This is a genomic window from Streptomyces sp. A5-4 (genome assembly GCF_051131715.1).
GTDB lineage: Bacteria > Actinomycetota > Actinomycetes > Streptomycetales > Streptomycetaceae > Streptomyces.
The window spans coordinates 8,292,700-8,318,887 of sequence record NZ_CP178591.1 but is presented as its reverse complement, the minus strand read 5'-3'; the positions used below and the strand labels follow the sequence as shown (position 1 = coordinate 8,318,887).

Here is a 26,188-nt window from a genome sequence, read left to right as displayed (position 1 = left end):
CTGCGGCGTCGAATGCGTTGAACCCGGTGTGAGCTCAGTGATCGCGCAGACCCGGTTCTCCGTACTCGACCGTTCCCGTACCCGCGAGGGCCACGGTGCGCCGCAGGCCCTGCGCGACACCGTGGAGCTCGCCCGGCGGATCGAGGGCCTGGGCTATCACCGCTTCTGGGTCTCGGAGCACCACAGCGTGCCGGGCGTGGCGGGCTCCGCGCCCACCGTGCTCGCCGCGGCCGTCGCCGCGGCGACGTCCACGATCCGGGTCGGCACCGGCGGCGTGATGCTGCCCAACCACCGGCCCCTGGTGGTGGCCGAGCAGTTCGGGGTGCTGGAGTCGCTCTTTCCCGGCCGGATCGACATGGGTCTGGGCCGGTCGGTGGGGTTCACCGACGGGATACGCAGGGCGCTGGGCCACGACAAGGAGGCCGCCGGCGACTTCGCGTCTCAGCTCACGGAGCTGCTCGGCTATTTCACCGGTGACCAGAGCGCGCACCCGCAGGTCCACGCCCATCCCGCCGAGGGCCTGCTGCCGCCCGCCTTCGTGCTGGCGACCGGCGCCGGGGCCCAGGTCGCCGCCGAGGCCGGGCTGCCCCTGGTGATCGCCGCGGCGCGCGGCGAGGAGGAGATGCTGCGGGCGATCGACGGCTACCGGGAGGCGTTCCGGCCGTCCGCCTGGGGGGAGCGGCCGTACGTCATGGTCTCGGGCTCGGTCACCGTCGCGGAAACCACCGAGGAGGCCGAGCGGCTGCTGGTGCCCGAGGCCTGGGCGTCGGCGTACTCCCGCACTCGTGGCGCGTTCCCGCCGCTCGCGCCCGTCGACGAGATCCTTGCCCTGCCGATGAACGACCGCGAGTGGGAGCTCTTCGAGGAGGCCCGGCGCGGCCATCTGCACGGCACCGGGGACGAGGTCGCGGACGGCCTGGAGAAGGTGCTCGGCCGCAGCGGCGCCGACGAATACCTCGTCGCGAACAGTACGTACGAGCGCGACGCCCTGCTGGGCTCCTACCGGCGCCTCGCCGCCCTGGTGGGGCTCCCGCGCACGGACGCCTAGAATCGGACTGTTTGTCCCCACGCCTCGGCCGTACGGAGCTCCGCCCCATGCACAGTGCCCATGACCCGTATGTGCGTGTGCGCGGCGCCGACGAGCACAACCTCCGCCATGTCGACGTCGACATCCCCCGTGACGCACTCGTCGTCTTCACCGGCGTCTCCGGGTCCGGCAAGTCCTCGCTCGCCTTCGGCACGATCTACGCGGAGGCCCAGCGCCGCTACTTCGAGTCCGTCGCGCCGTACGCCCGTCGGCTGATCCACCAGGTGGGCGCGCCGAAGGTCGGTGGGATCAGCGGCCTGCCGCCCGCCGTCTCCCTGGAGCAGCGCAGGTCCACGCCGACCTCGCGGTCCTCTGTCGGGACCGTCACCACCCTGTCGAACTCGCTGCGGATGCTGTTCTCCCGCGCGGGCACCTATCCGCCGGGCGCCGAGCCCCTCGACTCCGACGCGTTCTCGCCGAACACTGCGGCCGGGGCGTGCCGCGAGTGCCACGGTCTGGGCCGGATCCACCGCACCAGCGAGGAACTGCTGGTGCCCGACCCCTCGCTGACGATCCGCGAGGGTGCCATCGCCGCGTGGCCCGGCGCCTGGCAGGGCAAGAACCTGCGCGACGTACTGGACGCGCTCGGCCACGACGTGGACCGGCCGTGGCGGGACCTGGAGCAGAAGGACCGCGACTGGATTCCAACTCGGTCTTCGTGGTCGAGCACCACATGGATGTGGTGCGCCGCGCGGACTGGCTCGTCGACGTGGGCCCGCACGCGGGCGAGCACGGTGGCAGGGTGCTGCACAGCGGTCCGCCCGCCGGCCTGGCCGCTGTCACGGAGTCGGCGACGCGCCGCTTCCTGTTCGACCGCGCCCCGGCTCCCGCGCGTACCGTGCGCGAACCGTCGGGCCTGCTGAGGCTCGGCCCGGTCACCCGGCACAACCTCGACGGTCTTGAGGCCGAGCTGCCGCTGGGTGTGTTCACCGCCGTCACCGGTGTGTCCGGCTCCGGGAAGTCGACGCTGATCGGCGAGGTGAACGTCGAACTGCCCGGCGTGAAGCGCCTGGTGACGGTGGATCAGCGGCCCATCGGCCGTACCCCGCGCTCGAATCTGGCGACGTACACCGGACTGTTCGACATCGTACGCAAGCTCTTCACCGCCACCGAGGAGGCGAAGGCGCGCGGCTACAGGGCGGGCCGGTTCTCCTTCAATGTGAAGGGCGGGCGGTGCGAGACCTGCCCGGGCGAGGGCTTCGTCTCCGTGGAGCTGCTTTTCCTGCCGAGTACGTACACCCCGTGCCCGGACTGCCTCGGCGCGCGCTACAACCCGCGGACCCTGGAAGTCACCCACCGGGGCCTGAACATCGCCGAGGTGCTGGATCTGACGGTCGAGGCCGCGGCCACTTTCTTCGCCGGCGCCCCGGCCGCCGAGCGCAGCCTGCGGGCGCTGCTCGACGTCGGGCTCGGCTATCTGCGGCTCGGGCAGCCCGCGACCGAGCTGTCGGGCGGTGAGGCGCAGCGCATCAAACTGGCGAGTGAGCTCCAGCGGCTGCGCCGCGGCCACACCCTGTATGTGCTGGACGAACCGACGGCGGGACTGCATCCCGCCGATGTCGAGGTGCTGATGCGCCAGTTGCACGGCCTGGTCGACCAGGGGCATTCGGTGGTGGTCGTCGAGCACGACATGACGGTGGTTGCGGGCGCGGACTGGGTGGTGGACCTGGGGCCCGGCGCCGGCCACGAAGGTGGCCGCGTGGTCGCCGCCGGGCCGCCCGCCGAGGTGGCGCGGGCGGCCGGCAGCCGCACCGCTGCCTATCTGGCGCGGGAGCTCCGCGGGTAGCGCCCGCGCGAGAGCCCGGATCTCAGGCGACCTCGTCGAGCCGTCCCGTGGCGACGTCGAAGACGAAGCCCCGGACAGCGCCCGTGTGCGGGACGAACACACTGGTGGTGATGCGCCGCACCGACTGCCGCACGTCCGCCTCCGGGTCCGTGAAGGCCTCCGCCGCCCACGGCGGGCGGACACCGGTCTCGGCCTCGATGCCCTGGCGGAAGCCGTCGTCGGTGAACGTGACCATGCCACAGTCGGTGTGGTGGATGAGGACGATCTCCTGGGTGCCGAGCAGCCGCTGACTGATCGCCAGTGACCGGATCACGTCTTCGGTGACGACGCCCCCGGCGTTGCGGATCACATGCGCGTCGCCCTCCTTGAGGCCGAGGATGGCATACGGGTTGAGCCGCGCGTCCATGCAGGCGACGACGGCGGTGTGCCGGGCCGGAGGGAGGGGCAGCGGCCCTTTGAAGGTGGCCGCGTAGGAGTCGTTGTGCGAGAGAAACTCATCGGTGACACTCACGCCTGCTCCAATTCCATGGGTTCACCGTGGAACCTAGAGGCCCGTGGCGAGGAACCGGAAGGCCATCTCCCGGTCCGCCACGAAGCTGCAACACCCCAGTCACAAAAGCCGAGTTGGGCACCTCAGGCAACGGTGACCGGGTGTTCGGCGGTGCCCTGCGGCGGGTGGCCGGGGCCGAACAGCCGGTAGAGGTCGGTGTTCCAGGGCGAGACGAGCGGCTCGGCGCTCACCTCGATGTCACCGACCCACTTGATGGACGCGTGCCGATCCAGGCCGGGACGATCACCCGGACCGGGAAGCCGTGATCGAACGGCAGGGGCGCGCCGTTCATCTCGTACGCGAGGATCACGTCGTCCAGCGCCTTGGAGACGCGCACGGCGCACCCGGCCCAGGTTCACCCCGGCGCTGCTGAATTCCGCGTCCAGGCCCCTGGCATCACGTCGACGGCGTGCCCGCCGATTCCGGCCCGGCGCAGCACGTCGGCGAGCCGCACACCACGCCGGCGGGCGACGCCGACGGCCCCGAGTGTCCACGCCGTGCCGGTGACGGTCTCGCCCTGCTGGGAGGTGTAGAAGCTGCGTCCGCCGCCGGCGCATTCGACGGCGACCGCGCGGGTGACGGAGGGAAGTGCGCGCGGCTGTTCGCAGGTGAACGGGCCGGGCCGCCGCGCAGGCCGCTGCCCCAGACGGTCAGACCCCAGGTCCGCGCATCCAGTACCGGGGTCGAGGTGCGGTTGCGGACGAAGAAGCGGTCCACCGGAGTGAGACGGCCGGTGCCGCGCAGGGCGGCCAAGTTGGTCTCGGCGTTGGTGCCCCGGACGGTGAACAGCTCGGGCGGCAGCGGCTTGACGATGCCGGGGCCGGGCGCCGCCGCCACTGCGGGCCCGGTGGCGGCCAGCTGACCTGCGAAGGGCGCCGGGGCGCGGGTCCGGGGCGCCGGCGTGGTGGGGCTCAAGTGGGAGCGGGGGAGGGGCATCGGAGGGACTGCCTTCCTGATCGACCTGGTGCGGACGCCGCCACCCCGGTGGGTGGTGCGTCGGTCCGGAATCGGATCAGGGGCGACAGAGAGCGCCGGCCACTCTCAGCAGATCGATGTGCCTGCGCCCGTACAGATGGATCGCGGGGCCGCACGGGGGAAGGCGTGGGCGGCCTGCCGGCCCGATGCTGTGCCCACCGCCGCCCCCTGTGCAGTTCGTAAGCGCCTCGCCGTCACGGGCCTCGCCGTTTCGCGGGAAAGTAACCCGCGCCGGTCGCGCGGCGCAATGCCCGGCGTCCCGAGGGGCCGGTCAGCGCCGGGACTTCACGGTCGCCCGCAGCCACTCCTTGTTCATCGCGGCGATGGACGGCAGCGGGATGCCCTTGGGGCAGGCTGTGGCGCACTCGCCGGCCAGGGTGCAGCCGCCGAAGCCCTCCTCGTCCATGCTGGCGACCATGTCCAGGACCCGCGTCTCGCGCTCGGGCGCGCCCTGCGGCAGCACATTGAGGTGGTTGATCTTCGCGGAGGTGAAGAGCATCGCGGAGCCGTTCGGGCAGGCCGCGACGCAGGCGCCGCAGCCGATGCACTCGGCGTGCTCGAAAGCGAAGTCCGCGTCCGCCTTGGGGACCGGGGTGGCGTGCGCGTCGGGGGCGGCGCCGGTCGGGACGCTGATGTAGCCGCCGGCCCCGATGATCCGGTCGAAGGCAGACCGGTCCACCACCAGGTCCTTCACCACCGGGAACGCCCCGGCGCGCCACGGCTCGACGTCGACGGTGTCGCCGTCGTCGAAGTGCCGCATGTGCAGTTGGCAGGTGGTGGTGCGTTCGGGGCCGTGCGCGTCGCCGTTGATGACGACGCCGCAGGCCCCGCAGATGCCCTCGCGGCAGTCGTGGTCGAAGGCGACGGGCTCGTCGCCCTTGAGGATCAGGTCCTCGTTGAGGGTGTCGAGCATCTCCAGGAACGACATGTCCTCGGAGATGCCGTCGATGTCGTACGTGACCATGGCGCCGGTGGCGTCGGCGTTGCGCTGGCGCCAGACGCGCAGGGTGAGCCTCATGCGTAACTCCGCTGGGTGGGGTGGACGTAGGCGAATTCCAGGGCTTCCCGGTGCAGGACGGGCGAGATGCCCGTGCCGGTGAACTCCCAGGCGGCGGCGTACGAGAACTCCTCGTCCATGCGGGCCGCCTCACCGCCCTCGGTCCGGCTCTCCTCGCGGAAGTGGCCGCCGCAGGACTCGGTGCGGTGCAGGGCGTCGAGGCAGAGCAGCTCGGCAAGCTCCAGGTAGTCGACGACGCGGTTGGCCTTCTCCAGGGACTGGTTGAACTCCTCGCCGGTGCCGGGCACCTTGATCCGGCGCCAGAACTCCTCGCGGATCTCCGGGATCCGGCCGAGGACCTTGCGCAGGCCCGCCTCGTTGCGGGCCATCCCGCAGTGCTCCCACAGGAGTTCGCCGATCTCCTTGTGGAAGAAGTCGGGGGTGCGGTCACCGTCGACGGCGAGCAGCCGCTCCAGGCGGCCGGTGGTCTCGGCGACCACGCGGACCGCCTCCGGGTGGCTCGCGTCGACCTCGCCGTGGTGCGGGTTGCGGGCCAGGTAGTCGTTGATGGTGGACGGCAGCACGAAGTAGCCGTCGGCGAGGCCCTGCATGAGCGCGGAGGCGCCGAGGCGGTTGGCCCCGTGATCGGAGAAGTTGGCCTCGCCGATCGCGAACAGGCCGGGCACGGTGGTCTGGAGGTCGTAGTCGACCCACAGTCCGCCCATCGTGTAGTGGATCGCCGGGTAGATGCGCATGGGCACCTCGTACGGGTCCTCGGCGGTGATCCGCTCGTACATCTCGAAGAGGTTGCCGTACTTCTCCTCGACGGCCTTGCGGCCCAGGCGCCGGATCGCGTCGGCGAAGTCGAGGTAGACGCCCTGCCCGCCGGGGCCCACACCCCGTCCCTCGTCGCAGACGTTCTTGGCGGCGCGCGAGGCGATGTCGCGGGGTACGAGGTTACCGAAGGAAGGGTAGATGCGCTCCAGGTAGTAGTCGCGCTCGTCCTCGGGGATGTCGGCCGCCGTGCGGGTGTCGCCGTGCGCCTTCGGGACCCAGATCCGGCCGTCGTTGCGCAGCGACTCGCTCATCAGGGTGAGCTTGGACTGGTGCTCGCCGGAGCGTGGGATGCAGGTGGGGTGGATCTGGGTGAAGCAGGGGTTGGCGAAGTAGGCGCCGCGCCGGTGCGCCCGCCAGATCGCCGTCGCGTTGGAGTTCTTCGCGTTGGTCGACAGATAGAAGACATTGCCGTAGCCGCCGCTGGCGAGCACGACGGCGTCCGCGAAGTGGGTGTCGATGCGGCCGGTGACCAGGTCACGGGCGACGATGCCGCGGGCCCGGCCGTCCACGACGATCAGGTCGAGCATTTCGGTGCGCGCGTGCATCTCGACGTTCCCCGCGGCGATCTGCCGCGTCAGTGCCTGGTAGGCGCCGAGGAGCAGTTGCTGACCGGTCTGGCCGCGGGCGTAGAAGGTGCGGGAGACCTGGACGCCGCCGAAGGAGCGGGTGTCGAGGAGTCCGCCGTACTCGCGGGCGAAGGGCACGCCCTGGGCCACGCACTGGTCGATGATCTCGACAGAGATCTGTGCGAGCCGGTGCACGTTGGACTCCCTGGCCCGGAAGTCGCCGCCCTTGACGGTGTCGTAGAAGAGCCGGTGGATCGAGTCGCCGTCGTTGCGGTAGTTCTTCGCGGCGTTGATACCGCCCTGCGCGGCGATGGAGTGGGCGCGGCGCGGTGAGTCCTGGTAGCAGAACTGCGCGACGTGGTAACCCTGTTCGGCGAGGGTGGCGCCTGCGGCGCCGCCCGCCAGGCCGGTGCCGACGACGATGACGGTGTGCTTGCGGCGGTTCGCCGGGTTGACCAGCTTCGCCTCGAAGCGGCGGGTGTCCCAGCGTTCGGCGACGGGTCCGGCGGGTGCCTTGGTGTCGGCGACCGGCTCGCCGGTCGCGTAGTCGACGTACTCGCTCATGTCAGTTCACCACTCCAGTCATGACGGCGACCGGCACGGAGATGAATCCGGCGGTCAGCACCAGCGCGAGGACGTTCGCCGTGGCCTTGAGGATCCGTTCGCGGGCCGCGCTGCCCACGCCCAGGGTCTGCGCCGCGCTCCAGAAGCCGTGCTGGATGTGCAGTCCTACGGCCAGCATCGCGATGATGTAGATGACGTTTCCGTACCAGGTCGAGAAGGTCGCGACGACGTTCTCGTAGGGCCGGCCGTGCTGCGCGTTCTCGTTCACGGTGAGCGTCGTCAGGTCGAGCAGGTGCCAGACGATGAACAGGGCGAGGATGATGCCGCCCCACCGCATGGTGTGCGTCGCATAGCTCGCGCGCCGCCGCTTGTGCACGTACTTGCTGGGCCGCGCCCTGATGTCGCGCCTGCTGAGCTGGTACGCCGCCACACCGTGCAGCACCACCGCGGCGAGCAGCACCACGCGCACGACCCACAGCCCCCACTCGTAGTGCAGGACGGGCGCGCCGAGGGTGCGCAGCCAGTGGGCGTAGCCGTTGAATTCCCCCGCGCCGAAGAAGATCTTGAGGTTGCCCGCCATATGGGCCACCAGATACATCAGCATGATCAGACCGCTGACGGCCATCACCGTCTTCTTTCCGACGGTCGATGCCCAGAGCGAGCGCGTGAGGGACGGCCTTCGATCCGTCCGCGTAGCCAGTGCCATGGTCACGACGCTAGGGCCGAAGGGCCCTATTGGTCCAAGACATGATGCGGCTCATATCGATAGCCATGGCCTATCGTGGTGTCATGCAGTTCCAGCAGCTTCTCTACTTCGTGGCCGTCGCCGAGACCCGGCACTTCACCCGGGCCGCCGAGGAGGTGCATGTCGCCCAGCCCTCCCTCTCGCAGCAGATCCGGTCCCTGGAGAAGGAGTTGGGCGCCGATCTGTTCACCCGGGCCCGCGGCAACATCTCGCTCACCGAGGCGGGCGAGGCACTGCTCCCGCTGGCCCGCCGCATCCTCGCCGATGCGGACACCGCCCGCCACGAGGTGCAGGAGCTGGCGCAGCTGCGCCGCGGCCGGGTGCGCCTGGGGGCGACGCCGAGTGTCTGCACCGGGCTGCTCCCCGACGTCCTGCGCACCTTCCACGACCTGCATCCGGGCATCCAGCTGCTCATCGAGGAGGGCGGCTCGCACGATCTCGTACGGGAGCTGGCACGCGGCGGCCTCGATCTGGCCCTGGTGGTGCTGCCGCTGCCCAGCCCCTCCCCCGCGCTGACCACCGTCGAGCTGCTGCACGAGGACCTCGTAGTGGTCTCGGCGGCCTCGGCCCCGCGCCCCGGCCGCGGCAGGTCGGTGCGCGTCGCCGAGCTGCAGGGCGAGCCCATGGTGATGTTCCGGCACGGCTACGACCTGCGGGAACTGACCGTGGCGGCCTGCCGCGCCGAGGGCTTCGAGCCGGCCTTCACGGTGGAGGGCGGCGAGATGGACGCCGTGCTCGGCTTCGTGCGCGCGGGCCTCGGTCTCGCGGTCGTACCGCGCATGGTGGCCACCCGGGCGGGACGCGACCTGCGGGTCACGCCCCTGGCCCGGCCCGGACTCAGCCGTACGATCGCGCTCGCGCACCGCAGCGACGTGGCCCCGCCGCGCGCGGCCCGCGAGCTGCAGAGGGTGCTCCTCGCTTCCCGCACGGCCACCGCGCGTACGCCGGTTTTCCCCTAAACCGCGTCGGCCAGCAGCAGGGCGTGAATGCGGTCGGGCGCGCCCGGCCTGGCGTAGTACCAGCCCTGCGCGGTGTCACAGCCCAGCTCGCGCAACTGCGCGGCCTGCGCGCCCGTCTCCACTCCCTCCACCGTCACGGACAGCTTGAGGCTGTGCGCGAGGGAGACGATCCCCTCGACGATCAGCAGGTCGACCGGGTCCGCCGGGTGCCGCTGCATGGACTGGGTGAAGGAACGATCCAGCTTGAGGACGCTCACCGGCAGCCGGCGCAGGTTCGCGAGGTTGGAGTAGCCGGTGCCGAAGTCGTCGAGGGCGATGTCCACGCCCATCTCGGCCAGCTGGCGCAGCGGCTTGAGCAGATCGTCGTCCGCGCCGATCAGCGCCGACTCGGTGACCTCCAGGCACAGCGCGCCCGGTTCGAGGCCCGCCTTCTCCAGTACGTGCACCGTGTCGGCGACCAGACCGGGGTGGTAGAGCTGGGTCGGCGAGAGGTTCACATTGATGCGCAGCGGGCCGCCGTCCGCGTGCCTCTCCTGCCAGAATCTCGCCTGGCGTACGGACTCTTCGAGGACCCAGCGGCCCAGCGGCACGATCAGCCCGGTGTGCTCAGCGAGCGGTATGAAGTGGTCGGGCCCGAGCACGCCGTGCTGCGGGTGGCACCAGCGCACCAGCGCCTCGGCGCCATGCACACTGCCGTCGCCCAGATGCACCAGCGGCTGGTACTCGATGAAGAACTCACCGCGCGCCAGCGCCGCGGGCAGGGCGTTGGTGAGCCCGTGCCGGGTGATGGCGCGGGCGTCCGACTCCGGATCGGCGAGCTCGCAGCGATTGCCACCGGCCGACTTGGCCCGGTACATGGTGATGTCGGCGCTGCGCAGCACCTCGGCGGGTCCGCGTTCGCCCGCCGGGCCTTCGACGATGCCGATGCTGCCGCGCACGGTCAGGTCCTTGCCGTCCAGACTGATCGGCGAGGACAGCGCGGACAGGATGCGGGCGGCGAGCTCGTCCACCTCCTGGCGGGTGTTGGGCCCGGTCGTCAGCGCCACGAACTCGTCGCCGCCGAGCCGCGCGACCATCTCGCCCGGCGCCGTCGCGCAGCTCTCCAGCCGGTCCGCGACCTCCACCAGAAGGCGGTCCCCGACGGAGTGGCCGAGGCTGTCGTTGATCGCTTTGAAGCCGTCCAGGTCGAGGTAGCACAGGCCGAAGCGCATGCCGTCGCCCGCGGAGAGCGCCTTCTCCAGGCGCTCGAAGAACAGGGTGCGGTTGGGCAGCCCGGTCAGCGCGTCGTGGGTGGCTTCGTAGCGCAGCCGCAGATTGAGCAGCCGGCGCTCCGTGGTGTCCTCCATGAGGGCCAGCTGATATTGCGGATTGCCCTCCGCGTCGCGCAGCAGCGAGACCGTCAGATTGGTCCATACGACGGTGCCGTCGTTGCGGTAGTACGGCTTCTCGGCGCGGTAGCTCTCACGCTCTCCTCGCACCAACTCCCCGTACAGGCGCCACACATGGGGACTGTCCTCGGGGTGCACCCACTCGCTCACCTTCCGGCCGCGCGCGTACTGGTCGAGCCCGCCGAACATCTGGGTGAGCGCCTCGTTGACCTCCAGCACATTGCCTTCGAGGTCCGCGATGCCGATGCCGATGGCGGCGCCCTCGAAGACGGCCCGAAAGCGGGCCTCGGTGGTGTGCAGTGCCTTCTGCGCCTCGGATCGCGCCGTGAGCGCGGAGCGGGCGATGGCCTCCTGCTCGGCGAGGGTGCGTTCGCGCAGCGCCCGCGCGAAGCCGGCGGCCATCGCGTGCTGGAGCCGCGCGCAGTGCGCCCGGCTCTCCTCGGCGTCGGCGGGGGTGTCGTCCTCGGCCGCGCAGTACAGCACCAGATAGGAGTCGACGACGCCGAGCGTACGGACGAGGGCGTCCGGGTCGGTGCAGTGCGCGGCGATCAGGGCCGCGCCGACCTCCTGCCCGGGAGCCGGGTCGAAGGGGCGCCGGTGCAGCGCTTCGCCCAGCCGGTGGGCGAGCGGCAGCAGTCGCTGCTCGAACTCGGGGCGGGTGAGAGAGGTGGCCGTGGCGGGGAAGATGGCCCGGCTCCAGATCGTCGCGAACCGCCCGAGTCTGTCCTCGATGCTGCTCGTCGCCGAGTCGGTGGCCGTGGCTGTCCGTCCGCCGGTCCGTGCGGAACCGGACCTCGGTGCCTGCGATGGCACATTCACGCCTTGCGCCCCACCCCTGCGAAGCCCGAGAAGGCGAATGGATCCTCCTGCGCGACCGGGGCCTCGGGCCGCCAGTTCGGCATCGACACCAGGCCGGGCTCGACCATCTCGTATCCGTCGAAGAACCGCGAGACCTCTTCACGCGGGCGCATGACCAGCGGGTTCTTGATGTTCTTGTAGACCCCGACCGTGCCGCCCGCCCGTTCCTCCGTCAGCGGGATCCCCTCGAACGAGGCATGGGTGAGGATCATGACGCTGCCGGGCGCGAGGGCGTCGCGCAGGGTGGCGACGGCGGCGCGCGGGTCGTCGGCGTCCTCGATGAAGTGGAGTACGGCGACGAGCAGCAGCGCCACCGGCCGGTTCAGGTCGAGGAGCCCGGTGACCTCCGCGTTGTCCAGGATCTCCTGCGGCTTGCGCAGGTCGGCCGCGGCGATGACGGCCCGGTCGTTGCCCGCGAGCACGGCCTCGCTGTGGGCGACAGCCACCGGATCGTGGTCGACGTACGCCACTTTGGCCCCGGGGCTGGCGGCCTGGGCGACCTCATGGACGTTCCCGAAGGTGGGGATGCCGGATCCGATGTCCAGGAACTGGGTGATGCCCTGATGCGCGGCGAAGCGCACGGCCCGGCGCATGAAGGCCCGGTTCGCCTGCATGATCTTCGGGAGCCCCGGCATGAACTCCATGGCCTTGCGGGCCGCTTCCCTGTCGACCTCGAAGTTGTGCGAACCGCCCAGGTAGTAGTCGTAAATACGGGACACACTCGGCACCGAGATGTCGATGCCCTGCGGGGCCCAGGCGGGACGCTCCATCAATGTCTCCAACTCATCGCCACGGGACGTCCGGTCCTGACCAAGACCGGTGTTCGAGCCGAGGCTACTGACCCACTGGCAACAGAGCGAGCAAAAACGGAAATTGGGCGTCCGTTCTCGGTCACACCCTTCGAGAATGTTCGACGCGTACGAGCGGCCCGTCCCTCCCGCGTGAGGCGGGAAGGGCGGGCCGGAGCGTCGCAGCGAGGGGACGCCGCTGGTGCTGCCTACTACTTGGTCGCTCCCACCATCTTGCCCTCGGGCGAGACCGCGTACCAGGTACCGCCGACACCCTGTCCGTTGGTGTCACCCGGCTTCGCGTCACCCGAGAAGGTGTAGACGGGCCAGCAGTCGATCGTCTGCTGCTTGATGCCGTCGGGGCGGTCGAAGACGACGAAGCCCTTCTTCAGCACGCCCTCGGTGTCGTTCTTCTCGACCGGCGGGACCGCCGGCCACTTCTCCAGGCAGGCGCCGGTGCAGGCGGTCTTCATGGGCCAGGCCGAGTCCTTGTTGAAGCGGTAGACGGTCATGCCCTTGGAGTCGACCACCACGTCGCCGAGCTTGGCGTCCTTGCGTACGGACATCCCGGCGAGGTCGGCAGGGGCACCGGCCTCCGCGCCCGCGCCTTCCTCCGCACCGGCCACGCCCGGGGCGGCCTTCTTGCCGTCGGCCGCCGAGGCGAACCAGGTGCCACCCACGCCTTGGCCCTTGGCGTCACCGGCCTTGGTGTCCTTGGCGTAGCGGTACATGGGCCAGCCGCCGAGGGTCAGTTGCTTGCTGCCGTCGGCCCTTTCGACCTCGCCGACCATCGCGGCATCGGTGCCGGGGGCGGCGGTGGCGCCGCTGGCGGGCACGACGGGCCAGGCGCTCGCACAGTCACCGTCGCAGTTCGACTTGGGCGGTTCGGCGGTGTCCTTGTCGAACCGGTAGAGGGTGAACCCCGCGCTGTCCGTCACGACTTTGCCGAGCTTCTTGCTGTCCCAGACCGCGAGTTGCCCCGCGGCCTTGGGGGCGGCCTGGGCGGCGGCTTCGTCGCCGTATCCCTTGTCGGCCGATCCGTAGCCATTGTCCGCGGGCTGCTCCGCGGGATTGGCAGCGCCCACGGACTGGCCGTTGGGAGTCTGGGAGCCGCTGTCCTGACCGCACGCCGTCGTCAGCGCCATCACAGCCGCCGCCGTCACCGCGAGCGAGGCGTTCCGCCAGGTCTTCATGTCAACTCCTGTGTACCGAAGGATGATTTCGACGCCGTAGTGCGTCGCTCATGGCCCTAGGTACGGGCGGGAGGTGCGCCCGTGTTCAACGTGGCGGAAGAATTTTCCGCGCCGTCCTGTCGGCGGGCGTCAACGTGTCACCCGAAAACGGGTCGAAGTCCCACTCATTCAGGGGAATCAGCGACGGTATCGGCGCGCCGCCGGACACGCCCGAGTGCATGATCCACGACGTGTACTCTCCGCCACTCGGCCGCCTGCTGGCGGCCTCCACTCTGCTCTGGCTGCTGCTGGGCCCCGTACCGGCGACGGCAGACGCCTGTGCCTACGTCTCGATCTCGAACGGGGAAGTGTCGGACTCGGCGGTCGCCGCCGGGGGAAGCGCGGACTGCACGGCGAGCCCGAAACCCGAACCACCGCCGCCGCCCAAGCCGCCACCTCCACCACCTCCACCACCTCCACCCTCGCCGGAACCGCCTTCGCCGCCCCCGCCCGGGCGAGTACGCCCCGCGCCCCCCGCGCCGCCGGCTCCCCCGCCGCCCCCGCCGCCGGCTCCCACCTTCACTCCCCCTCCGCCGCCTCCCCCACCTCGCCCGTCTCCCCCGCCGCCACCCCCGTCGCCCTCACGGCCACCGGTGGCTCATCCCGGACCGCAGGCCACACCCGTCGCCCTCCCCACTTACCGGCGGGCCACCCGTCCGGAGCCCCGGGGCGGCCCCTCCCTGGTGTCCCTCACCCTTCTTGTCACCGCCCCCGCCGTATTCGCCGCAGCCGCGCTGCGCCCCCGCTCCCGCTAGCCGAAGAAGGAGGATCCCGTGTCGGAATGGCTTGTCCTCAGCATTGCAATGGCGTCCGCGTGTGCGGTCGTCCTCACCATCACCGTCATCAACCACCGCCGTGTGGGCGAGGACGACGACCCGTCCGAGACCCCGGACGTCATCGAGTACATGGCGATGATGATCGGCGTGATCTACGCGATCGTCCTGGGCCTCGCCATCGCCGGCGTCTGGGAGGGCCGCAGCTCCGCCCAGGAGTCGGTACGCCAGGAGGCCCAGGCCCTGCACGAGGTCAGCGCACGGGCCGAGGTCTACCCGCTTGCGGTCCGTGACCGTATCCGCGCCGACGTCGACGCCTACGTCTCGTACGTCGTCGACACCGAATGGCGCTACATGGCCGACCACGAGGCCCTCGACCCGCGCGGCACCGCGCTCCTTGAGCAGGTACGCCGCGACGTCACCGACTACGAGCCGAAGACCGACCACGAGGGCCAGGCGTACCAGCCCATGGTCGACCAGGTGGCCTCGGCCGACGACGCGCGCGGCGCCCGGGGGCAGGGCGCGTCCGCCACGATGCCGGGCGTCGTCTGGTTCGGGCTCATCATCGGAGCCGCGATCGCGGTGGGCCTGATCTTCACCCTTCAGATCCGCCGTACCCCACGCGAACTCCTGCTGGCGGGTTTCTACAGCGCCCTCATCGCGTTCCTGCTCTTCCTCATCTGGGACTTCGACGCCCCCTACGGCCGAGGCATCTCGGCCACCGCGGGCCCCTTCCTGGATCTGTTCCCGAACGCCCAGAAGTGACCCAGGGCTCCCCGGGGGTCACGGGAACCACCGTGACCCCCGGGGAGCCCCGGCCACGGGCAAACGGCGGAGCCACGGGCGCCGGGTCCCGAGGCGCTCGACCGGACCACCCGAATCGCAGTCGAACACCCTGAAAGCACCCTCCCGGCGCGACAGACTGAAGCGGTCCGCAAGGGGAGGGTTTCCTCATGTCCGTATTCCAGATCTCTTGCCCGGCAAGGGTGTTGTTTCTCGACAGCGAGCTCGCCGAGCTGCATCGCATCGAGGGCGGCGGCTTCGAGGTCGAGTCCGCGCTCTACTGCTCGCTCCGAACCGGTCACGCCGGTCTGCACCACGCGTACACCCAGGGAATCAGGGGCACCGGCGAAGTACCGCCGCAGAATCTCTGGACCCGCTGGTCGTCGACGGACGAGTACGGTCCGCTGCGCGAGACGCTCATACTGCCCCGCTGTCCCGCCTCCTTCCTGGAGGGCGCCATCGCGGCCGAGTGCTGCGGACTGCCCCTGGACCACGAAGGCAGGCACGGGTTCGAATTCGGACCGCCGATCACCGAGGCCGACCTGCTGCCCGACTGGCTCTTCAGGCTCTTCTTCCCCCCGGAGGAGTAGCCGTGGGCCGCCGGCGGTGAGCCGACTGGGGGACATCGATACCCCATTCGCGCGACTCTGATCGCGCGTCGGCGCCACCACTCCTAGCGTTCCGGGTATCGAGGTGCATTTCCCGCTATGTGTGGATATTGGTTCCGCCGCTGCTCCTCGGGGACCCGGAGGATTGACCATGCGCGCGATACGTCTCGCATCCGCCGCCGCGCTCGGCATTGCCGCTCTCTCGCTCACCGCTCCCACCGCTTCGGCCGACGACCACAAGGCCGCGGCGCCGGTGCGTGGCACCATCACTCCCTCCACCATCGCGGCGGGCGGGCAGGTCACGCTGGCCGTGCCCGGCTGCGCCGGCACCGCCACGGCCGACTCGGGGGTGTTCGACACCACGTCCATTCCCACGGGAACGACCAAGGCGGCCACCGTCTTCACGGACGCCAAGCCCGCCGCCGTGTACACGGTGACGTTCACCTGCAACGGGGTGACGAGCACCGCCGATCTCACCATCGCCGGTGGCGCCCCGACCACCAGCTCCACCACCGTCCCCAGGACCACCCCGACCGGCCCGGCCAGGGGCGGTCTCGGTGGCAGTGTCAGCGGGATGGACTCCACGGAGATCGCCGCCGGTGCGGCCCTGGTCGTGGTGGCCGCCGGCGCCACCCTCTACGTGGTGCGCCGCCGCAGCGGCAGTCGGCAGCACTGACGCCGAACCGCCCCACACGCCCGTCGCCCCGAATCCGGACCAGGATTCGGGGCGACGGGCATTTATGGCAGGTGGTGCGAGACTCCGCGCGATCAGACGCCCGCGCCGTTCAGGCGGCGGCGGCGCGCGATGAACAGGCTGCCGCCGAGGGCCGCGGTGGCGACCAGGCCGGCACCGACCGCCATCTCGGTGTCGGACGGGCCGACCGATCCACCCAGACCGCCGCGCGCGCCACGTCCGGCGAGCACGGTGAACTGATGGGTGGCCACCATCCGGTTGTCGTTGCACTTGACGGCCAGGTTGTAGTGCCCCGGCGTGGCGTTGTGCTTGATCTTCGCGGTGGCGTACCCGGTGGCGCCCGCCGACAGGTGCGCCTGGGGGAAGGCGTTGGACGTCACCATGCCGCCGTGACCACACCCGGCGGCGCTGATCTGCATCGTGCCGCCCTGGTGGACCGAGTACGGATTGACGGTGACATTGCTCGGGCCATTGTTAGCAGCGGCCGTCGGAGCAGCGAGAGCGACCGTTGCACAAGCCGCCGCGGTCACCGCAAAGGCGCGTGAAGCACGCATCGTAAAACCTCCATGGGACGGCGCCCCGGAGCGGTGCTCCGGGAAGATCGACGAGAACGCCTCCCATGACGAACACTCACCGGGCCCCGCAATTACCGCATTTCGGGACTGGTCCACCCCGGTGAGGCGACACGCCGGTACAAAGGGTCCGAATCTGACGGACCCGCAGGTCACAGACCGTCAGGTGATTTATACGATGAGTTACCCGGATGGGTCACTGCGGGGTGCCGCACCACCCGTTCGCCCTCCACGTCTCGCCGCCCCCGGTCCCCGCGCATAGCGTCCCTACAGACGCGACGAAGGGAGCACCATGGGCCAGGAGTACAGCGGCTCCGCGCCGAGGAGACGCTCACCCTGGGGAGCCGTGGCCCTCGTGATGCTCACCGGTCTCGCGCTGATGCGAAACGGCGTCGATGTGTCGCTCGGCCCGCCGCAGCCCGCATCCGCCGCGGCGCTGGACAGCCGGGTCAACACCGCGGTCGCCGCCGCACCGCGCGCCGTCGTCGAGCCCTTGCCGTACGCCCCGGCCTCACGGGTGCGCCTGCCCGACATCCGGGCCGACGCCCCGGTCGTGGATGTGGGCCTCGATGCGAACGGGTGGATCGAGGCACCGCCGCCGCAGGACCCGAACCTCGCCGGCTGGTATCAGAACGGCATCTCCCCGGGCCAGAAGGGCACGTCGATCATCGTCGGCCATGTCGACAACGCCGCAGGTCCCGCGGTCTTCTTCGGCCTCGGCTCGCTCAAGAAGGGCCACCGCATCGAGGTGACCCGCTACGACGGCCGGGTGGCCGTCTTCCAGGTCTACGGCGTCGAGGTCTTCTCCAAGGAGCAGTTCCCTGGCGCCCGGGTGTACGGAGACACGGGGCACCCGGAGCTGCGGGTCCTCACCTGCGGCGGCGGTTACTCCAAGGCGGGCGGCTACGCCGGCAACGTCGTCGTCTTCGCCAGACTGGTCGCCACCCGCTGACGGGCACCCGGCGGTGGGCGGCCGGCGCTGGGCAGCCGGGCGGTGGGCGGCCGGGCGGTGGGCGGCCGGGCGGTGGGCGGCCGGGCGGTGGGCGGCCGGCGGACACCGGCAGACGGATACCAGCTGACGGACACCACTGCGGGTACCGGCTGCGGGCACCCTCCGGCCGGTGCCCGCAGCCGACGCTTCCCCCTCAGGCCCGGGGCATCCCCCGAGGCGCGGAGCTCGGCACCGTGATCCGGTACCCCGCGTCGAGCAGCTCCGGCAGATACGTGCGCAGCGCCACCACGCTCTGGCCCCGGTTTCCGCCCGCGTCGTGCGAGAGCACCACCACTCCGGGTCCCGCCCCGCCGCGCACCCTGCGGATGATGGTGCCGGTACCTGGCTCCTTCCAGTCCAGGGTGTCCACGGTCCAGCCCAGCGGCTCCATGCCCAGTTCGGCGCCGATCTGGAAGGAGGCCCGGTTCCAGGCTCCGTACGGCGCGCGGTACCAGGTCGGGGCGGCGCCCAGGGTCTTTTCGATGACTTCGCTGGTGCCGCCGAGCTGGTCGCGGATCCGGGCCCGCGACAGGCTCGGGATCAGCGGATGGGACCAGGTGTGGTTGCCGACGACATGCCCGTCCGCAGCCATCTCGCGCAGCAGGTCCCCGTTGTCGACGGCCATCTCCCCGCACACGAAGAACATCGCCCGCACGTCGTAGCGCCGCAGCGTGCGCAGGATGTCCGGGGTGTAGCGCGGGTCGGGCCCGTCGTCGAAGGTCAGCACCATGGCGCGGCCCAGCCCCGGCATCCGCAGGAACGGCCGCCGACGCACCGGGGGCCGCGCGGGCCGGAAGGAGGGCGGGGCGTTCGCCGTCATGGGCTGCAGCCGGTACGCCGAGGACTTCACCGGGGTGCTCGCCTGGGGGCCGGCCGCCGGGGGCGCACTTCCCGAGGGGAAGCGTCCGGGGGTCTGCGCCGGGTCCGTGCCGACCCCCCGCAGGACGGTGGCGGCCCCGAGACAGGCGGTGAACCGCAGCACGGCCCGGCGCCCCGGAAGGATCTGATCCCTTTTCATGACCAATAGCTCGCACGGCCGCAGGCCCAAGTGGCTGATCAACACCGGCAACGGGCTGTGAAGTACCCGATGGGACGAGCCGATGTGCGCTTCACTGACGGCGTACGAGGGGGAACGGCAGCGTCTCCCTGATGGTCAGGCCGGTCAGGAACATGACGAGCCGGTCCACCCCGATGCCCAGGCCGCCGGTCGGCGGCATCGCGTACTCCAGGACGTCCAGGAAGTCCTCGTCGAGCTCCATCGCCTGGGGGTCGCCGCCCGCGGCGAACAGTGACTGCGCGGTGAGCCTGCGCCGCTGCTCGACCGGGTCGGTCAACTCCGATTAGGCGGTGCCGAGTTCGGTTCCGAACGCGACGAGGTCCCAGCGCTCCGCGAGGCGCGGGTCGGTGCGGTGCTGGCGGGTGAGCGGCGAGACGTCGGTCGGGAAGTCCTTGCAGAAGGAGGGCAGCGTGGTCCGCTCCTCGACCAGGCGCTCGTACATTTCGAGGACGACGTCGCCGCGGCTGCTCTCCGGAGTGTGCGGCACCCCGGCCCGGTCGCAGAGGCGGCGCAGCGCGGGCTCCTCGGTGTCGGCGCCGATCTCTTCGCCGAGGGCTTAGGAGACCGCGCCGTAGACCGTCTTGACCGGCCAGAGCCCGGAGATGTCGTGCTCGGTGAGCCGCCCGTCCCGGTCCGCCTTGCGGGCGACGGGGGCGCCGAAGGCGGTGGTGGCAGCGGTTTGGATCAGCTCGCGGGTCAGGTCGAGCATCACGTCGGCGTAGGCCTGGTAGGCCTCCAGCATGGTGAATTCGGGGTTGTGCTTGTACGAGACGCCTTCGTTGCGGAAGGTGCGGCCCATCTCGAAGACCTCTCCATGCCGCCGACGCACAGCCGTTTAAGGTAGAGCTCGGGGGCGATGCGCAGATGCAGGTCGAGGCCGTAGGCGTTGATGTGGGTGGTGAACGGCCGGGCGTTGGCGCCGCCGTGGATCTGCTGGAGCATCGGCGTCTCGACCTCCGGGTAGCCGCGGTCCAGCAGTCCCTGACGCAGGGCCTGTACGGCGGTCGAGCGGGCGGTCACCACGGTGCGTGCGTCCGGGCTCGCGATCAGGTCGACGTATCGGCGGCGGACCTTGGCCTCGGGGTCGGTGACGACGGCCTTGTCGCGGCGGGTCGCGAAGTAGCCCAGCGAGCCATGGGCGCCGTACGCGCCGCGGAGAGCGCGGATCCGGGGTTCCTCGTCGCCGTGCAGGGCCGCTTCCATGCGCTGGGAGCGGAAGAGTGTGGCGGCGGTGGACAGCAGCGCGAGCGCGCCGAACAGGCCGAGGAAGAAATAGAAAAACATCGCGAAGCCGTCGGGCACCCGGGCCAGGAAGAGGCTGCGGGCAGAAGTGGGCGTGTTCGCGCTGGCACTCATGGTCCGCACTCTGGGGAGGGCGCCGCCGGGGCGCCTGTCGGGCCCGATAGCCTCGCTGCTGTGACAGAGCAGCAAGGACATCAGTTCGAGCGCGGCACCGACGGGCCCAAGGTGATCGTCGCCGGCCTGGACGGATCCGACTCCTCGATGCACGCGGTGGCGTACGCGGCGGGCCTCGCCCGGCGGCAGAACGCGCTCCTCGCCCTGGTGTACGTCCAGCCGGTGATGCCGGCCGGGGCCGCGCTCGGAGTGCCGGTCTCCGGGACCACCGAGGAGATCGCCGAGGATCTGATGAACGAGATCCGCACGGCGGCACACCGGGCGAAGGATGCCTTCGAGGTCCGCTGGGAGTTCCACACCTTCCGCGGCGACCCGTACAACGGTCTGGTCACCGCGGCCGACGAGCTCAAGGCGGACGCGGTGATCGTCGGGGCGTCGGAGTCGGCGGGCCACCGGTTCATCGGGTCGGTGGCGTTGCGGCTGGTGAAGGCCGGACGCTGGCCCGTCACGGTCGTCCCGTAAACCCGTACGCCGTTAACCGGGCAAACTCCTCAGTTCCGCGAGGGTGAGTCGCCTTCCGTCGCGCTTCCGGCTGGGCCATCATGAGCCGCCATCAGCCGTCAGTCGCTTGCGGAGGTTTCACCCATGGCCGGACTCCGGATGGGACAGGGCGTACTGCGCCGCAAGCCCATCGAACAGATCGACGAAGGCTCCGCCGAAGGGCAGTTGACCCGGACGCTGGGCCTGTGGCAGCTCACCGCGATCGGTGTCGGCGGCATCATCGGCGCCGGCATCTTCAGCCTGGCGGGCGCCGTCGCCAATGGCACCGCGGGGCCCGCGGTGCTGTTGTCCTTCCTGATCGCGGGCGTGGCGAGCGCGGCGGCGGCGTTCTCGTACGCCGAGTTCGCCGGGATGATCCCGAAGGCCGGTTCGGCGTACACCTACGGCTATGTGGTGCTCGGTGAGCTGGCGGGCTGGTTCATCGGCTGGGACCTGCTGCTGGAGTACACGGCGATCGTGGCGGTGGTCGCGATCGGCATCTCCGGCTACTTCGGTTTCCTCGTCGACTCCCTCGGTGCGGAGCTGCCCGCCTGGATGCTGGGCGCGCCCGGGACCGGGGACGGCCACCGGGTCGACCTGTTCGCGGCGGTGCTGTGCCTGTTCATCGCGTATCTGCTCACTCTCGGCATCAAGAACGCGGCGCGATTCGAGACGATCGTGGTGGTGCTCAAGGTGCTGGTCGTGCTGGTCGTGATCGGCGTCGGCTTCGTGCACATCGACACCTCCAACTACAACCCGTTCTTCCCGTACGGGACGAGCGGCGCCTTCACCGGCGCGGCGACGGTCTTCTTCGCGGTCTTCGGGTACGACGCGATGTCCACGGCCGCCGAGGAGTCCAAGGACGCGCGGCGCCACATGCCCAAGGCGATCATGTACTCGCTGGCGATCTCGATGGTGCTGTACGTCCTGGCGTGCCTGGTGCTGACCGGCATGCAGAACTACAAGGACATCGACCCGGAGAGCGGCTTCTCCACGGCCTTCGAGTCGGTGGGTCTGGGCGGGCTGGCGAATGTGATCGCGGTCGGCGCCATCATCGGCATTCTCACCGTCATGTTCACGTTCATGCTGGGCGTCACCCGGGTGTGGTTCTCGATGAGCCGCGACGGGCTGCTGCCCAAATGGTTCGCGAAGACGCACCGGACGCGGCACGTGCCGACCCGGGTGACCTGGATCGTCGGTGGCGCTTCGGCCCTGATCGCCGGATTCCTGCCGATCGGTGAGGCCGCGGAGCTGACCAACATCGGGATCCTGCTGGCTTTCATCGTGGTGTGCGTGGCGGTGATCGTCCTGCGGTACCGGCAGCCCGAGCTGTCGCGCAGCTTCCGCTGCCCCGGGATGCCGGTGGTGCCCGCGATCGGCGTGGTGTTCTCGATCTGGCTGATCACGTTCCTGCAGTGGCAGACCTGGCTCCGCTTCGCGGTGTGGTTCCTGATCGGCCTGGTCATCTACTTCACGTACTCCTACCGGAAGTCGGAGCTGGCGAAGGCGCCGGTGCGCGAAGCCCCCCGCGACACCCCGTAGACCCACCCGGCGGGAGCGGCCCTACTCGCCCATGAGCAGACCGTCCTTGGCCGCGCCGCGGCTGAGGACGACATCGCGAATACGGTCGCGGACGCCCTTGTAGTCGGCGCCGCGGGACATCGCGGCGTTGAGATTCACCGCCCGGCCCGCCTCGATGTCGAACCACTGCGGGATGAACTCCGCCTTCTCGACCGCCCAGCGCGCTCCGGGCCGGGCGGGCGGTGTGAAGGTGAAGCGGCCGATGGTGCCCTGGTTGCCCCGCGCGTCGTTCTCGCCCGAGTAATTGATCATCGATCCGGCGATCTGGTCGCCCATGCCGTAGATGACCCAGGTGCCGTTGACCTTCTCGTACGCCTGCGGGACATGGGCGTGCGTACCGAGGATCAGGTCGATGTCGGGGCGCCCTGCGGTCTTCGACGCGGTGAGCGCTCTGCCGAGGCGCAGTTGCTGACCGTCGGGGGCGTCCTGCCACTCCGCGCCCCAGTGCAGAGAGACCACGACGACGTCGGCTCCCGCCTTTCTGGCGGCCCGCGCGTCGGCGAGGATCTTCCGCTCGTCGATCAGGTTCACCGCCCACGGCCGGCCCGTGGGCAGCGGGTAGCCGTTGGTGCCGTAGGTGTACGCGAGCTGGGCGACCTTGGCGCTGCCCGCCTGCAGTAGGGCGGGCCGCCGGGCCTCGGCGGCGGAGCGGGCCGAGCCCACGTGCTTGACGCCCGCCCTGTCGAGTGCGGACAGGGTTCTGTCGATGCCGTCGGTGCCCGCGTCCAGGGTGTGGTTGGACGCGGTGGAGCAGGCGTCGTAGCCGGTGGCGCGCAGCCCCTCGGCCACCTGCGGCGGGGACTTGAAGTCGGGGTAGCCGGTGTACGGGCCGCCGTCGGCGCCGTACGCCGTCTCCATGTGGCAGATCGCCAGGTCGGCCCGGGACACGACGGGCTCGACCCCGGCGAGCATGGGCGCGAAGTCGTAGCCGTTGCCGCCCGCGTCCGCGCTCGCCTGCCGGATGATCGAGGCGTGCGGCAGTACGTCCCCGGAGGCCACCAGGGTGAAGCCGCGCCCGGCGGGGGCCGCGCCGCCCGCCGCCGAGGGAGCGGCCGGGCGCGCGGCGTCCTGGGGTGGCACCGGCGCGGGCGGTCCGGCGCAGCCTGTGGCACTCCCGACCAGTAGAGCGGCCACGGCAACCGCGCCCTGCAGCTTGCGCTTCGTCATGGGACCGACTTCCGTATGGGGATTAATACGTAAATATGACTCCATGTGTGGGCTAGGCCGATCCTCCGCACATAGCTGAATCGGATGAACTGATGAGTTGGCCGGTACTTCGATAAGTGCGGGTCGTTGTTCTGGACGTGCCGATATCTCGTTCGTGTCGTTCCCGGGTCCAGCGCCCCCGCATGTCGGTGGAGTTGGCGCCTGTGGTGGAGAGGCGTCTGGGTGCTCTGCCTGCCTCTGCCGAGTTTCTGCGCCGGCTGGACGTGGCCGGGATCATCGACGAGCTGTGTCCTGTCCGTGAGGTGGCTCATCTGACGCACGGGCAGGTCGTCGAGGCGCTGATCGCCAACCGGCTGTCCTCGCCGACCTCGATGGTGCGGGTGGAGGACTGGGCGCGGAAGTGGGCTGTCGAGGAGGTCTTCGGCATCGAGCCGGACCTGCTCAACGACGACCGTATCGCCCGCGCTCTGGACGCGATCGCCCCGCACCTGGAGGAGATCACCGGCTCGGTCGGCGCGCAGGCCATCGCGGAGTTCGGCATCGATACCGCTCAGATCCACTGGGACATGACGTCGATCTCCATGTTCGGCGCCTACCCGGACCAGGAAGAGGAGTACGCGCAAGTCAGATACGGTCACCCCAAGGACCGGCGGGTCGACCTGAAGCAGGTCCAGGCCGGGCTGGCCGTCACCCGCGACGGTGGCATCCCCGTCTTCCACCGTGCCTACGACGGCGGAGCGGGCGAGGTCGCCCAGGTCGTCGGCGCGATGAAGGCCCTGCGGAAGATCGCCGACCGCAAGGACTTCCTGCTCGTCGCGGACTCCAAACTGGTGTCCTACCCGAATGTCACCGCCCTGCTTGACGCCCGGGTCGGATTCGTCGCCCCCATACCCGCGGCCCAGGTCAAAGCCGGCTTCTACGCCACTGCCGACCTCGGGGCCGCCGAGCTGGTCGACTACGTCAACGACCGCGACCGCGAGCGGGAGACCCCCGCCGACCAGCGCGAGTCCTACCGGGTCCTGGAAGACGTCCACGCCATGGCAGGACCACGCAAGCGCGACCCGGTCCACCACCTGCGCCGGATCCTGGTCCACTCCACCGGCAACGCGGAGGGCCAGCGCAAAGCACGCGCCAAGCGTCTGGCCAGAGCCACCGAGGATCTGGAGAAACTGCAAAACTCGGCCGGCGGCCGGTACTACACCACCGCCGAGAAGGTCCAGGCCCGGATCGGGGTGATCACCAAGTCCCGCCGGGTCGCCAGCTGCCTGCGTACCACCGTCACCGCCGGCCCCGACGGGAAACCCACTCTGGCCTGGCACTTCGACGAGGACGTCCTGGCCGCCGAAGCCGCCGCCGACGGCTGGTACTCCCTGGTCACCGCTCTGACTCCGGAGCAGGCCGACACGGCCGAGGTCTTCCGGCGCTACAAAGGCCAGGGAGTGGTCGAACGCCGCTACGGCGAGTTCAAAGGCCCCCTGGCCGTCGCGCCGCTGTTCCTGGAGCACAACCGCCGCATCACGGCCTTGATCACCGTGATCTGCCTGGCCCTGCTGGTCTACTGCCTGATCGAACGCCAGGTCCGCCAGGCCCTGGGCCCCGAGCAGACCATGGCCGGCCTCTACCCCGACAACCGCAAGGTCCGACCCACCGGCCGCATGATCCTCTACCACCTCGACGGCCTCATGCTCCGCCCCGGCACCGCCACCGACCCACCCGTCATCCTCATCAGCCGAGGAGTCCAAGCACACCTACTCGAACTCCTCGGCATCGACGAAACCCGGCCCCGCTGGCTGGAGACCTAAAGCCCCATGTGCGAAGTCACCGGCTAGGCGATGTCAAGGACCGGGGCCGCCGAGGTCACTGGAACGGACGCGCCGATGGGCGAGGAGGGCGGTGACGGACGCCGGGACGGGACCGTTCGTCGTGCCACTCGTCGCAGCGTTCGACCGCTCACCGCACGCCCCTGCCGCCCGTTCGGCCGCGCCGCGCCGCGCCGCCGCATTCTCGCCAGGTGGCGGATATCTTCGCGGCCGTCCGGCCAACGGCCAACCGGTCTCGCGAAGGAGCGTTTACGGTGACTTCCTCCCTCCTCCAGCAGCACACCGACGAACGAGAGCTGGCCGATCTCCAGCGTGAGCACGGCAAGGCGCTCTACGGTTTCCTGCTCGGCCTCACCTACGGGGACAGGCAGCGGGCGGAGGATCTGCTGCAGGAGACCCTGGTCCGGGCGTGGCAGCACCCCGAGGCGTTGACCAGCGACCACGACTCGATGCGCCCCTGGCTGTTCACCGTGGGCCGCAGGCTCGCGATCGACGCCCGGCGGGCCCGGCGGGCCCGGCCCCACGAGGTCACCGCGGACGTCCTGGAGCAGTCCGCGGTGCCCGGCTGCGACGACCACACGGAGCGTTCGGTCACCGCTCTCGATGTGCGGGAGGCCGTCAAGGCACTGCGGGGCGAGTACCGCGAGGTGCTGACCCAGGTCTACTTCCGGGGCCGGTCCGTGGCAGAGGCATCCGAAGCACTGGGGATCCCGGCGGGGACCGTCAAGTCGCGGACGTACTACGCTCTGCGCGCGTTGAAGAAAGTTCTGCCGGGCTACGGTCTGGATACCGCCTGAGGCTCTCACGTCCCAACTGCATCGCTGACCCCCTGTTTTCCCTCCAACACCCGTGCAGACCACGCCGAATTCGAAACCAGAGCGCCAAGTTGAGCAAAGAGACCCCGCTGTGCGTCT

General features: G+C 70.4%; 20 protein-coding genes and 3 pseudogenes. 11 read left to right on the top strand and 12 right to left on the bottom strand.

All coding sequences use genetic code 11. The features are described from left to right. Positions 1–28: 28 nt before the first annotated feature. Positions 29–1,048 carry an LLM class flavin-dependent oxidoreductase gene (locus ACLLJJ_RS38880; RefSeq protein ID WP_434599458.1) on the top strand — a complete coding sequence of 340 codons (1,020 nt, stop codon included), beginning with the start codon at positions 29–31 and terminating at the stop codon, positions 1,046–1,048. A gap of 185 nt (positions 1,049–1,233) precedes the next feature. Continuing rightward, positions 1,234–2,873 (top strand): annotated as a pseudogene (locus tag ACLLJJ_RS38875) (ATP-binding cassette domain-containing protein); the annotation flags it as partial. 22 nt (positions 2,874–2,895) lie between these two features. Here the strand turns inward: ACLLJJ_RS38875 and ACLLJJ_RS38870 are convergent. The 5 genes and pseudogenes from ACLLJJ_RS38870 to ACLLJJ_RS38850 form a co-directional block, all read right to left on the bottom strand. Further along, on the bottom strand, positions 2,896–3,384 hold the full coding sequence (locus ACLLJJ_RS38870; RefSeq protein WP_434599456.1) for a beta-class carbonic anhydrase: 489 nt from the start codon (positions 3,382–3,384) through the stop codon (positions 2,896–2,898). A 226-nt stretch (positions 3,385–3,610) separates the two neighbouring features. After that, positions 3,611–4,069 (bottom strand): annotated as a pseudogene (locus tag ACLLJJ_RS38865) (molybdopterin-dependent oxidoreductase). Positions 4,070–4,669: 600 nt separating this feature from the next. Continuing rightward, on the bottom strand, positions 4,670–5,416 hold the full coding sequence (locus ACLLJJ_RS38860; protein WP_434599455.1) for a succinate dehydrogenase/fumarate reductase iron-sulfur subunit: 747 nt from the start codon (positions 5,414–5,416) through the stop codon (positions 4,670–4,672). Continuing rightward, on the bottom strand, positions 5,413–7,362 hold the full coding sequence (locus ACLLJJ_RS38855) for a fumarate reductase/succinate dehydrogenase flavoprotein subunit (protein ID WP_434599453.1): 1,950 nt from the start codon (positions 7,360–7,362) through the stop codon (positions 5,413–5,415). The genes ACLLJJ_RS38860 and ACLLJJ_RS38855 overlap by 4 nt, the downstream gene beginning before the upstream one ends. 1 nt (position 7,363) lies before the next feature. Beyond that, complete coding sequence (locus ACLLJJ_RS38850) at positions 7,364–8,068, bottom strand: succinate dehydrogenase (protein ID WP_434599452.1); 705 nt, start codon at positions 8,066–8,068, stop codon at positions 7,364–7,366. Between the two features lie 83 nt (positions 8,069–8,151). On the opposite strand from ACLLJJ_RS38850, the gene ACLLJJ_RS38845 reads away from it, so the two are divergent. After that, complete coding sequence (locus tag ACLLJJ_RS38845; RefSeq protein WP_434599451.1) at positions 8,152–9,066, top strand: LysR family transcriptional regulator; 915 nt, start codon at positions 8,152–8,154, stop codon at positions 9,064–9,066. Here ACLLJJ_RS38845 and ACLLJJ_RS38840 read toward each other — a convergent pair. The 3 genes from ACLLJJ_RS38840 to ACLLJJ_RS38830 all read right to left on the bottom strand — a co-directional run bounded on the left by ACLLJJ_RS38840 (position 9,063) and on the right by ACLLJJ_RS38830 (position 13,293). Beyond that, positions 9,063–11,186 (bottom strand): putative bifunctional diguanylate cyclase/phosphodiesterase, encoded by a 2,124-nt coding sequence (locus ACLLJJ_RS38840; protein WP_434600642.1) that lies wholly within the window; start codon positions 11,184–11,186, stop codon positions 9,063–9,065. The genes ACLLJJ_RS38845 and ACLLJJ_RS38840 overlap by 4 nt on opposite strands. Before the next feature lie 83 nt (positions 11,187–11,269). Beyond that, a complete protein-coding gene (locus ACLLJJ_RS38835) occupies positions 11,270–12,082 on the bottom strand; it encodes an SAM-dependent methyltransferase (RefSeq protein WP_434599450.1) in 813 nt (270 codons plus the stop codon). A gap of 230 nt (positions 12,083–12,312) precedes the next feature. Next, the gene (locus tag ACLLJJ_RS38830) at positions 12,313–13,293 is read right to left on the bottom strand and encodes an SCO0930 family lipoprotein (protein ID WP_434599449.1); all 981 of its coding nucleotides are present in this window, start codon (positions 13,291–13,293) and stop codon (positions 12,313–12,315) included. 812 nt (positions 13,294–14,105) lie between these two features. On the opposite strand from ACLLJJ_RS38830, the gene ACLLJJ_RS38825 reads away from it, so the two are divergent. The 3 genes from ACLLJJ_RS38825 (at position 14,106) to ACLLJJ_RS38815 (ending at position 16,172) form a co-directional block, all read left to right on the top strand. After that, positions 14,106–14,870: a DUF4239 domain-containing protein gene (locus tag ACLLJJ_RS38825; RefSeq protein ID WP_434599448.1), complete on the top strand. Its 765-nt coding sequence runs from the start codon at positions 14,106–14,108 to the stop codon at positions 14,868–14,870. A 188-nt stretch (positions 14,871–15,058) separates the two neighbouring features. After that, positions 15,059–15,478, top strand: a complete 420-nt coding sequence (locus ACLLJJ_RS38820; RefSeq protein WP_434599447.1) for a hypothetical protein — start codon at positions 15,059–15,061, stop codon at positions 15,476–15,478. Positions 15,479–15,647: 169 nt separating this feature from the next. After that, positions 15,648–16,172 carry a hypothetical protein gene (locus ACLLJJ_RS38815; RefSeq protein WP_434599445.1) on the top strand — a complete coding sequence of 175 codons (525 nt, stop codon included), beginning with the start codon at positions 15,648–15,650 and terminating at the stop codon, positions 16,170–16,172. 92 nt (positions 16,173–16,264) lie between these two features. Here ACLLJJ_RS38815 and ACLLJJ_RS38810 read toward each other — a convergent pair whose 3' ends face one another. Continuing rightward, positions 16,265–16,744: a hypothetical protein gene (locus ACLLJJ_RS38810; RefSeq protein ID WP_434599444.1), complete on the bottom strand. Its 480-nt coding sequence runs from the start codon at positions 16,742–16,744 to the stop codon at positions 16,265–16,267. A 310-nt stretch (positions 16,745–17,054) separates the two neighbouring features. On the opposite strand from ACLLJJ_RS38810, the gene ACLLJJ_RS38805 reads away from it, so the two are divergent. Then, positions 17,055–17,714, top strand: a complete 660-nt coding sequence (locus tag ACLLJJ_RS38805) for a class F sortase (RefSeq protein ID WP_434599443.1) — start codon at positions 17,055–17,057, stop codon at positions 17,712–17,714. 193 nt (positions 17,715–17,907) lie between these two features. Here the strand turns inward: ACLLJJ_RS38805 and ACLLJJ_RS38800 are convergent, their stop codons facing one another. Further along, entirely contained in the window at positions 17,908–18,771 is an 864-nt protein-coding gene (locus tag ACLLJJ_RS38800; protein ID WP_434599442.1) for a polysaccharide deacetylase family protein, read from the bottom strand. 91 nt (positions 18,772–18,862) lie between these two features. Further along, a pseudogene (locus ACLLJJ_RS38795) lies at positions 18,863–19,902 on the bottom strand (amino acid--tRNA ligase-related protein); the annotation flags it as partial. A 324-nt stretch (positions 19,903–20,226) separates the two neighbouring features. On the opposite strand from ACLLJJ_RS38795, the gene ACLLJJ_RS38790 reads away from it, so the two are divergent. Continuing rightward, positions 20,227–20,688 carry a universal stress protein gene (locus tag ACLLJJ_RS38790; protein ID WP_434599441.1) on the top strand — a complete coding sequence of 154 codons (462 nt, stop codon included), beginning with the start codon at positions 20,227–20,229 and terminating at the stop codon, positions 20,686–20,688. A gap of 123 nt (positions 20,689–20,811) precedes the next feature. Then, positions 20,812–22,248 carry an amino acid permease gene (locus ACLLJJ_RS38785; RefSeq protein WP_434599439.1) on the top strand — a complete coding sequence of 479 codons (1,437 nt, stop codon included), beginning with the start codon at positions 20,812–20,814 and terminating at the stop codon, positions 22,246–22,248. Positions 22,249–22,269: 21 nt separating this feature from the next. Here ACLLJJ_RS38785 and ACLLJJ_RS38780 read toward each other — a convergent pair whose 3' ends face one another. Beyond that, complete coding sequence (locus ACLLJJ_RS38780) at positions 22,270–23,454, bottom strand: CapA family protein (protein ID WP_434599438.1); 1,185 nt, start codon at positions 23,452–23,454, stop codon at positions 22,270–22,272. Between the two features lie 182 nt (positions 23,455–23,636). Between ACLLJJ_RS38780 and ACLLJJ_RS38775 the strand changes: the two genes are divergently transcribed. After that, positions 23,637–25,256 (top strand): IS1634 family transposase, encoded by a 1,620-nt coding sequence (locus ACLLJJ_RS38775; RefSeq protein ID WP_434588209.1) that lies wholly within the window; start codon positions 23,637–23,639, stop codon positions 25,254–25,256. 272 nt (positions 25,257–25,528) lie between these two features. Continuing rightward, the gene (locus ACLLJJ_RS38770) at positions 25,529–26,071 is read left to right on the top strand and encodes a sigma-70 family RNA polymerase sigma factor (RefSeq protein ID WP_434599436.1); all 543 of its coding nucleotides are present in this window, start codon (positions 25,529–25,531) and stop codon (positions 26,069–26,071) included. The last annotated feature ends 117 nt before the right edge of the window (positions 26,072–26,188 follow it).

What these genes read in the sequence shown, in the direction of transcription:
- ACLLJJ_RS38860 (WP_434599455.1), bottom strand. Translation starts at nt 5,416, where the DNA reads ATGAGGCTCACCCTGCGCGTCTGGCGCCAGCGCAACGCCGACGCCACC.
- ACLLJJ_RS38855 (WP_434599453.1), bottom strand. Translation starts at nt 7,362, where the DNA reads ATGAGCGAGTACGTCGACTACGCGACCGGCGAGCCGGTCGCCGACACC.
- ACLLJJ_RS38850 (WP_434599452.1), bottom strand. Translation starts at nt 8,068, where the DNA reads ATGGCACTGGCTACGCGGACGGATCGAAGGCCGTCCCTCACGCGCTCG.
- ACLLJJ_RS38845 (WP_434599451.1), top strand. Translation starts at nt 8,152, where the DNA reads ATGCAGTTCCAGCAGCTTCTCTACTTCGTGGCCGTCGCCGAGACCCGG.
- ACLLJJ_RS38835 (WP_434599450.1), bottom strand. Translation starts at nt 12,082, where the DNA reads ATGGAGCGTCCCGCCTGGGCCCCGCAGGGCATCGACATCTCGGTGCCG.
- ACLLJJ_RS38830 (WP_434599449.1), bottom strand. Translation starts at nt 13,293, where the DNA reads ATGAAGACCTGGCGGAACGCCTCGCTCGCGGTGACGGCGGCGGCTGTG.
- ACLLJJ_RS38820 (WP_434599447.1), top strand. Translation starts at nt 15,059, where the DNA reads ATGTCCGTATTCCAGATCTCTTGCCCGGCAAGGGTGTTGTTTCTCGAC.
- ACLLJJ_RS38815 (WP_434599445.1), top strand. Translation starts at nt 15,648, where the DNA reads ATGCGCGCGATACGTCTCGCATCCGCCGCCGCGCTCGGCATTGCCGCT.
- ACLLJJ_RS38810 (WP_434599444.1), bottom strand. Translation starts at nt 16,744, where the DNA reads ATGCGTGCTTCACGCGCCTTTGCGGTGACCGCGGCGGCTTGTGCAACG.
- ACLLJJ_RS38805 (WP_434599443.1), top strand. Translation starts at nt 17,055, where the DNA reads ATGGGCCAGGAGTACAGCGGCTCCGCGCCGAGGAGACGCTCACCCTGG.
- ACLLJJ_RS38800 (WP_434599442.1), bottom strand. Translation starts at nt 18,771, where the DNA reads ATGAAAAGGGATCAGATCCTTCCGGGGCGCCGGGCCGTGCTGCGGTTC.
- ACLLJJ_RS38785 (WP_434599439.1), top strand. Translation starts at nt 20,812, where the DNA reads ATGGCCGGACTCCGGATGGGACAGGGCGTACTGCGCCGCAAGCCCATC.
- ACLLJJ_RS38780 (WP_434599438.1), bottom strand. Translation starts at nt 23,454, where the DNA reads ATGACGAAGCGCAAGCTGCAGGGCGCGGTTGCCGTGGCCGCTCTACTG.
- ACLLJJ_RS38775 (WP_434588209.1), top strand. Translation starts at nt 23,637, where the DNA reads ATGTCGGTGGAGTTGGCGCCTGTGGTGGAGAGGCGTCTGGGTGCTCTG.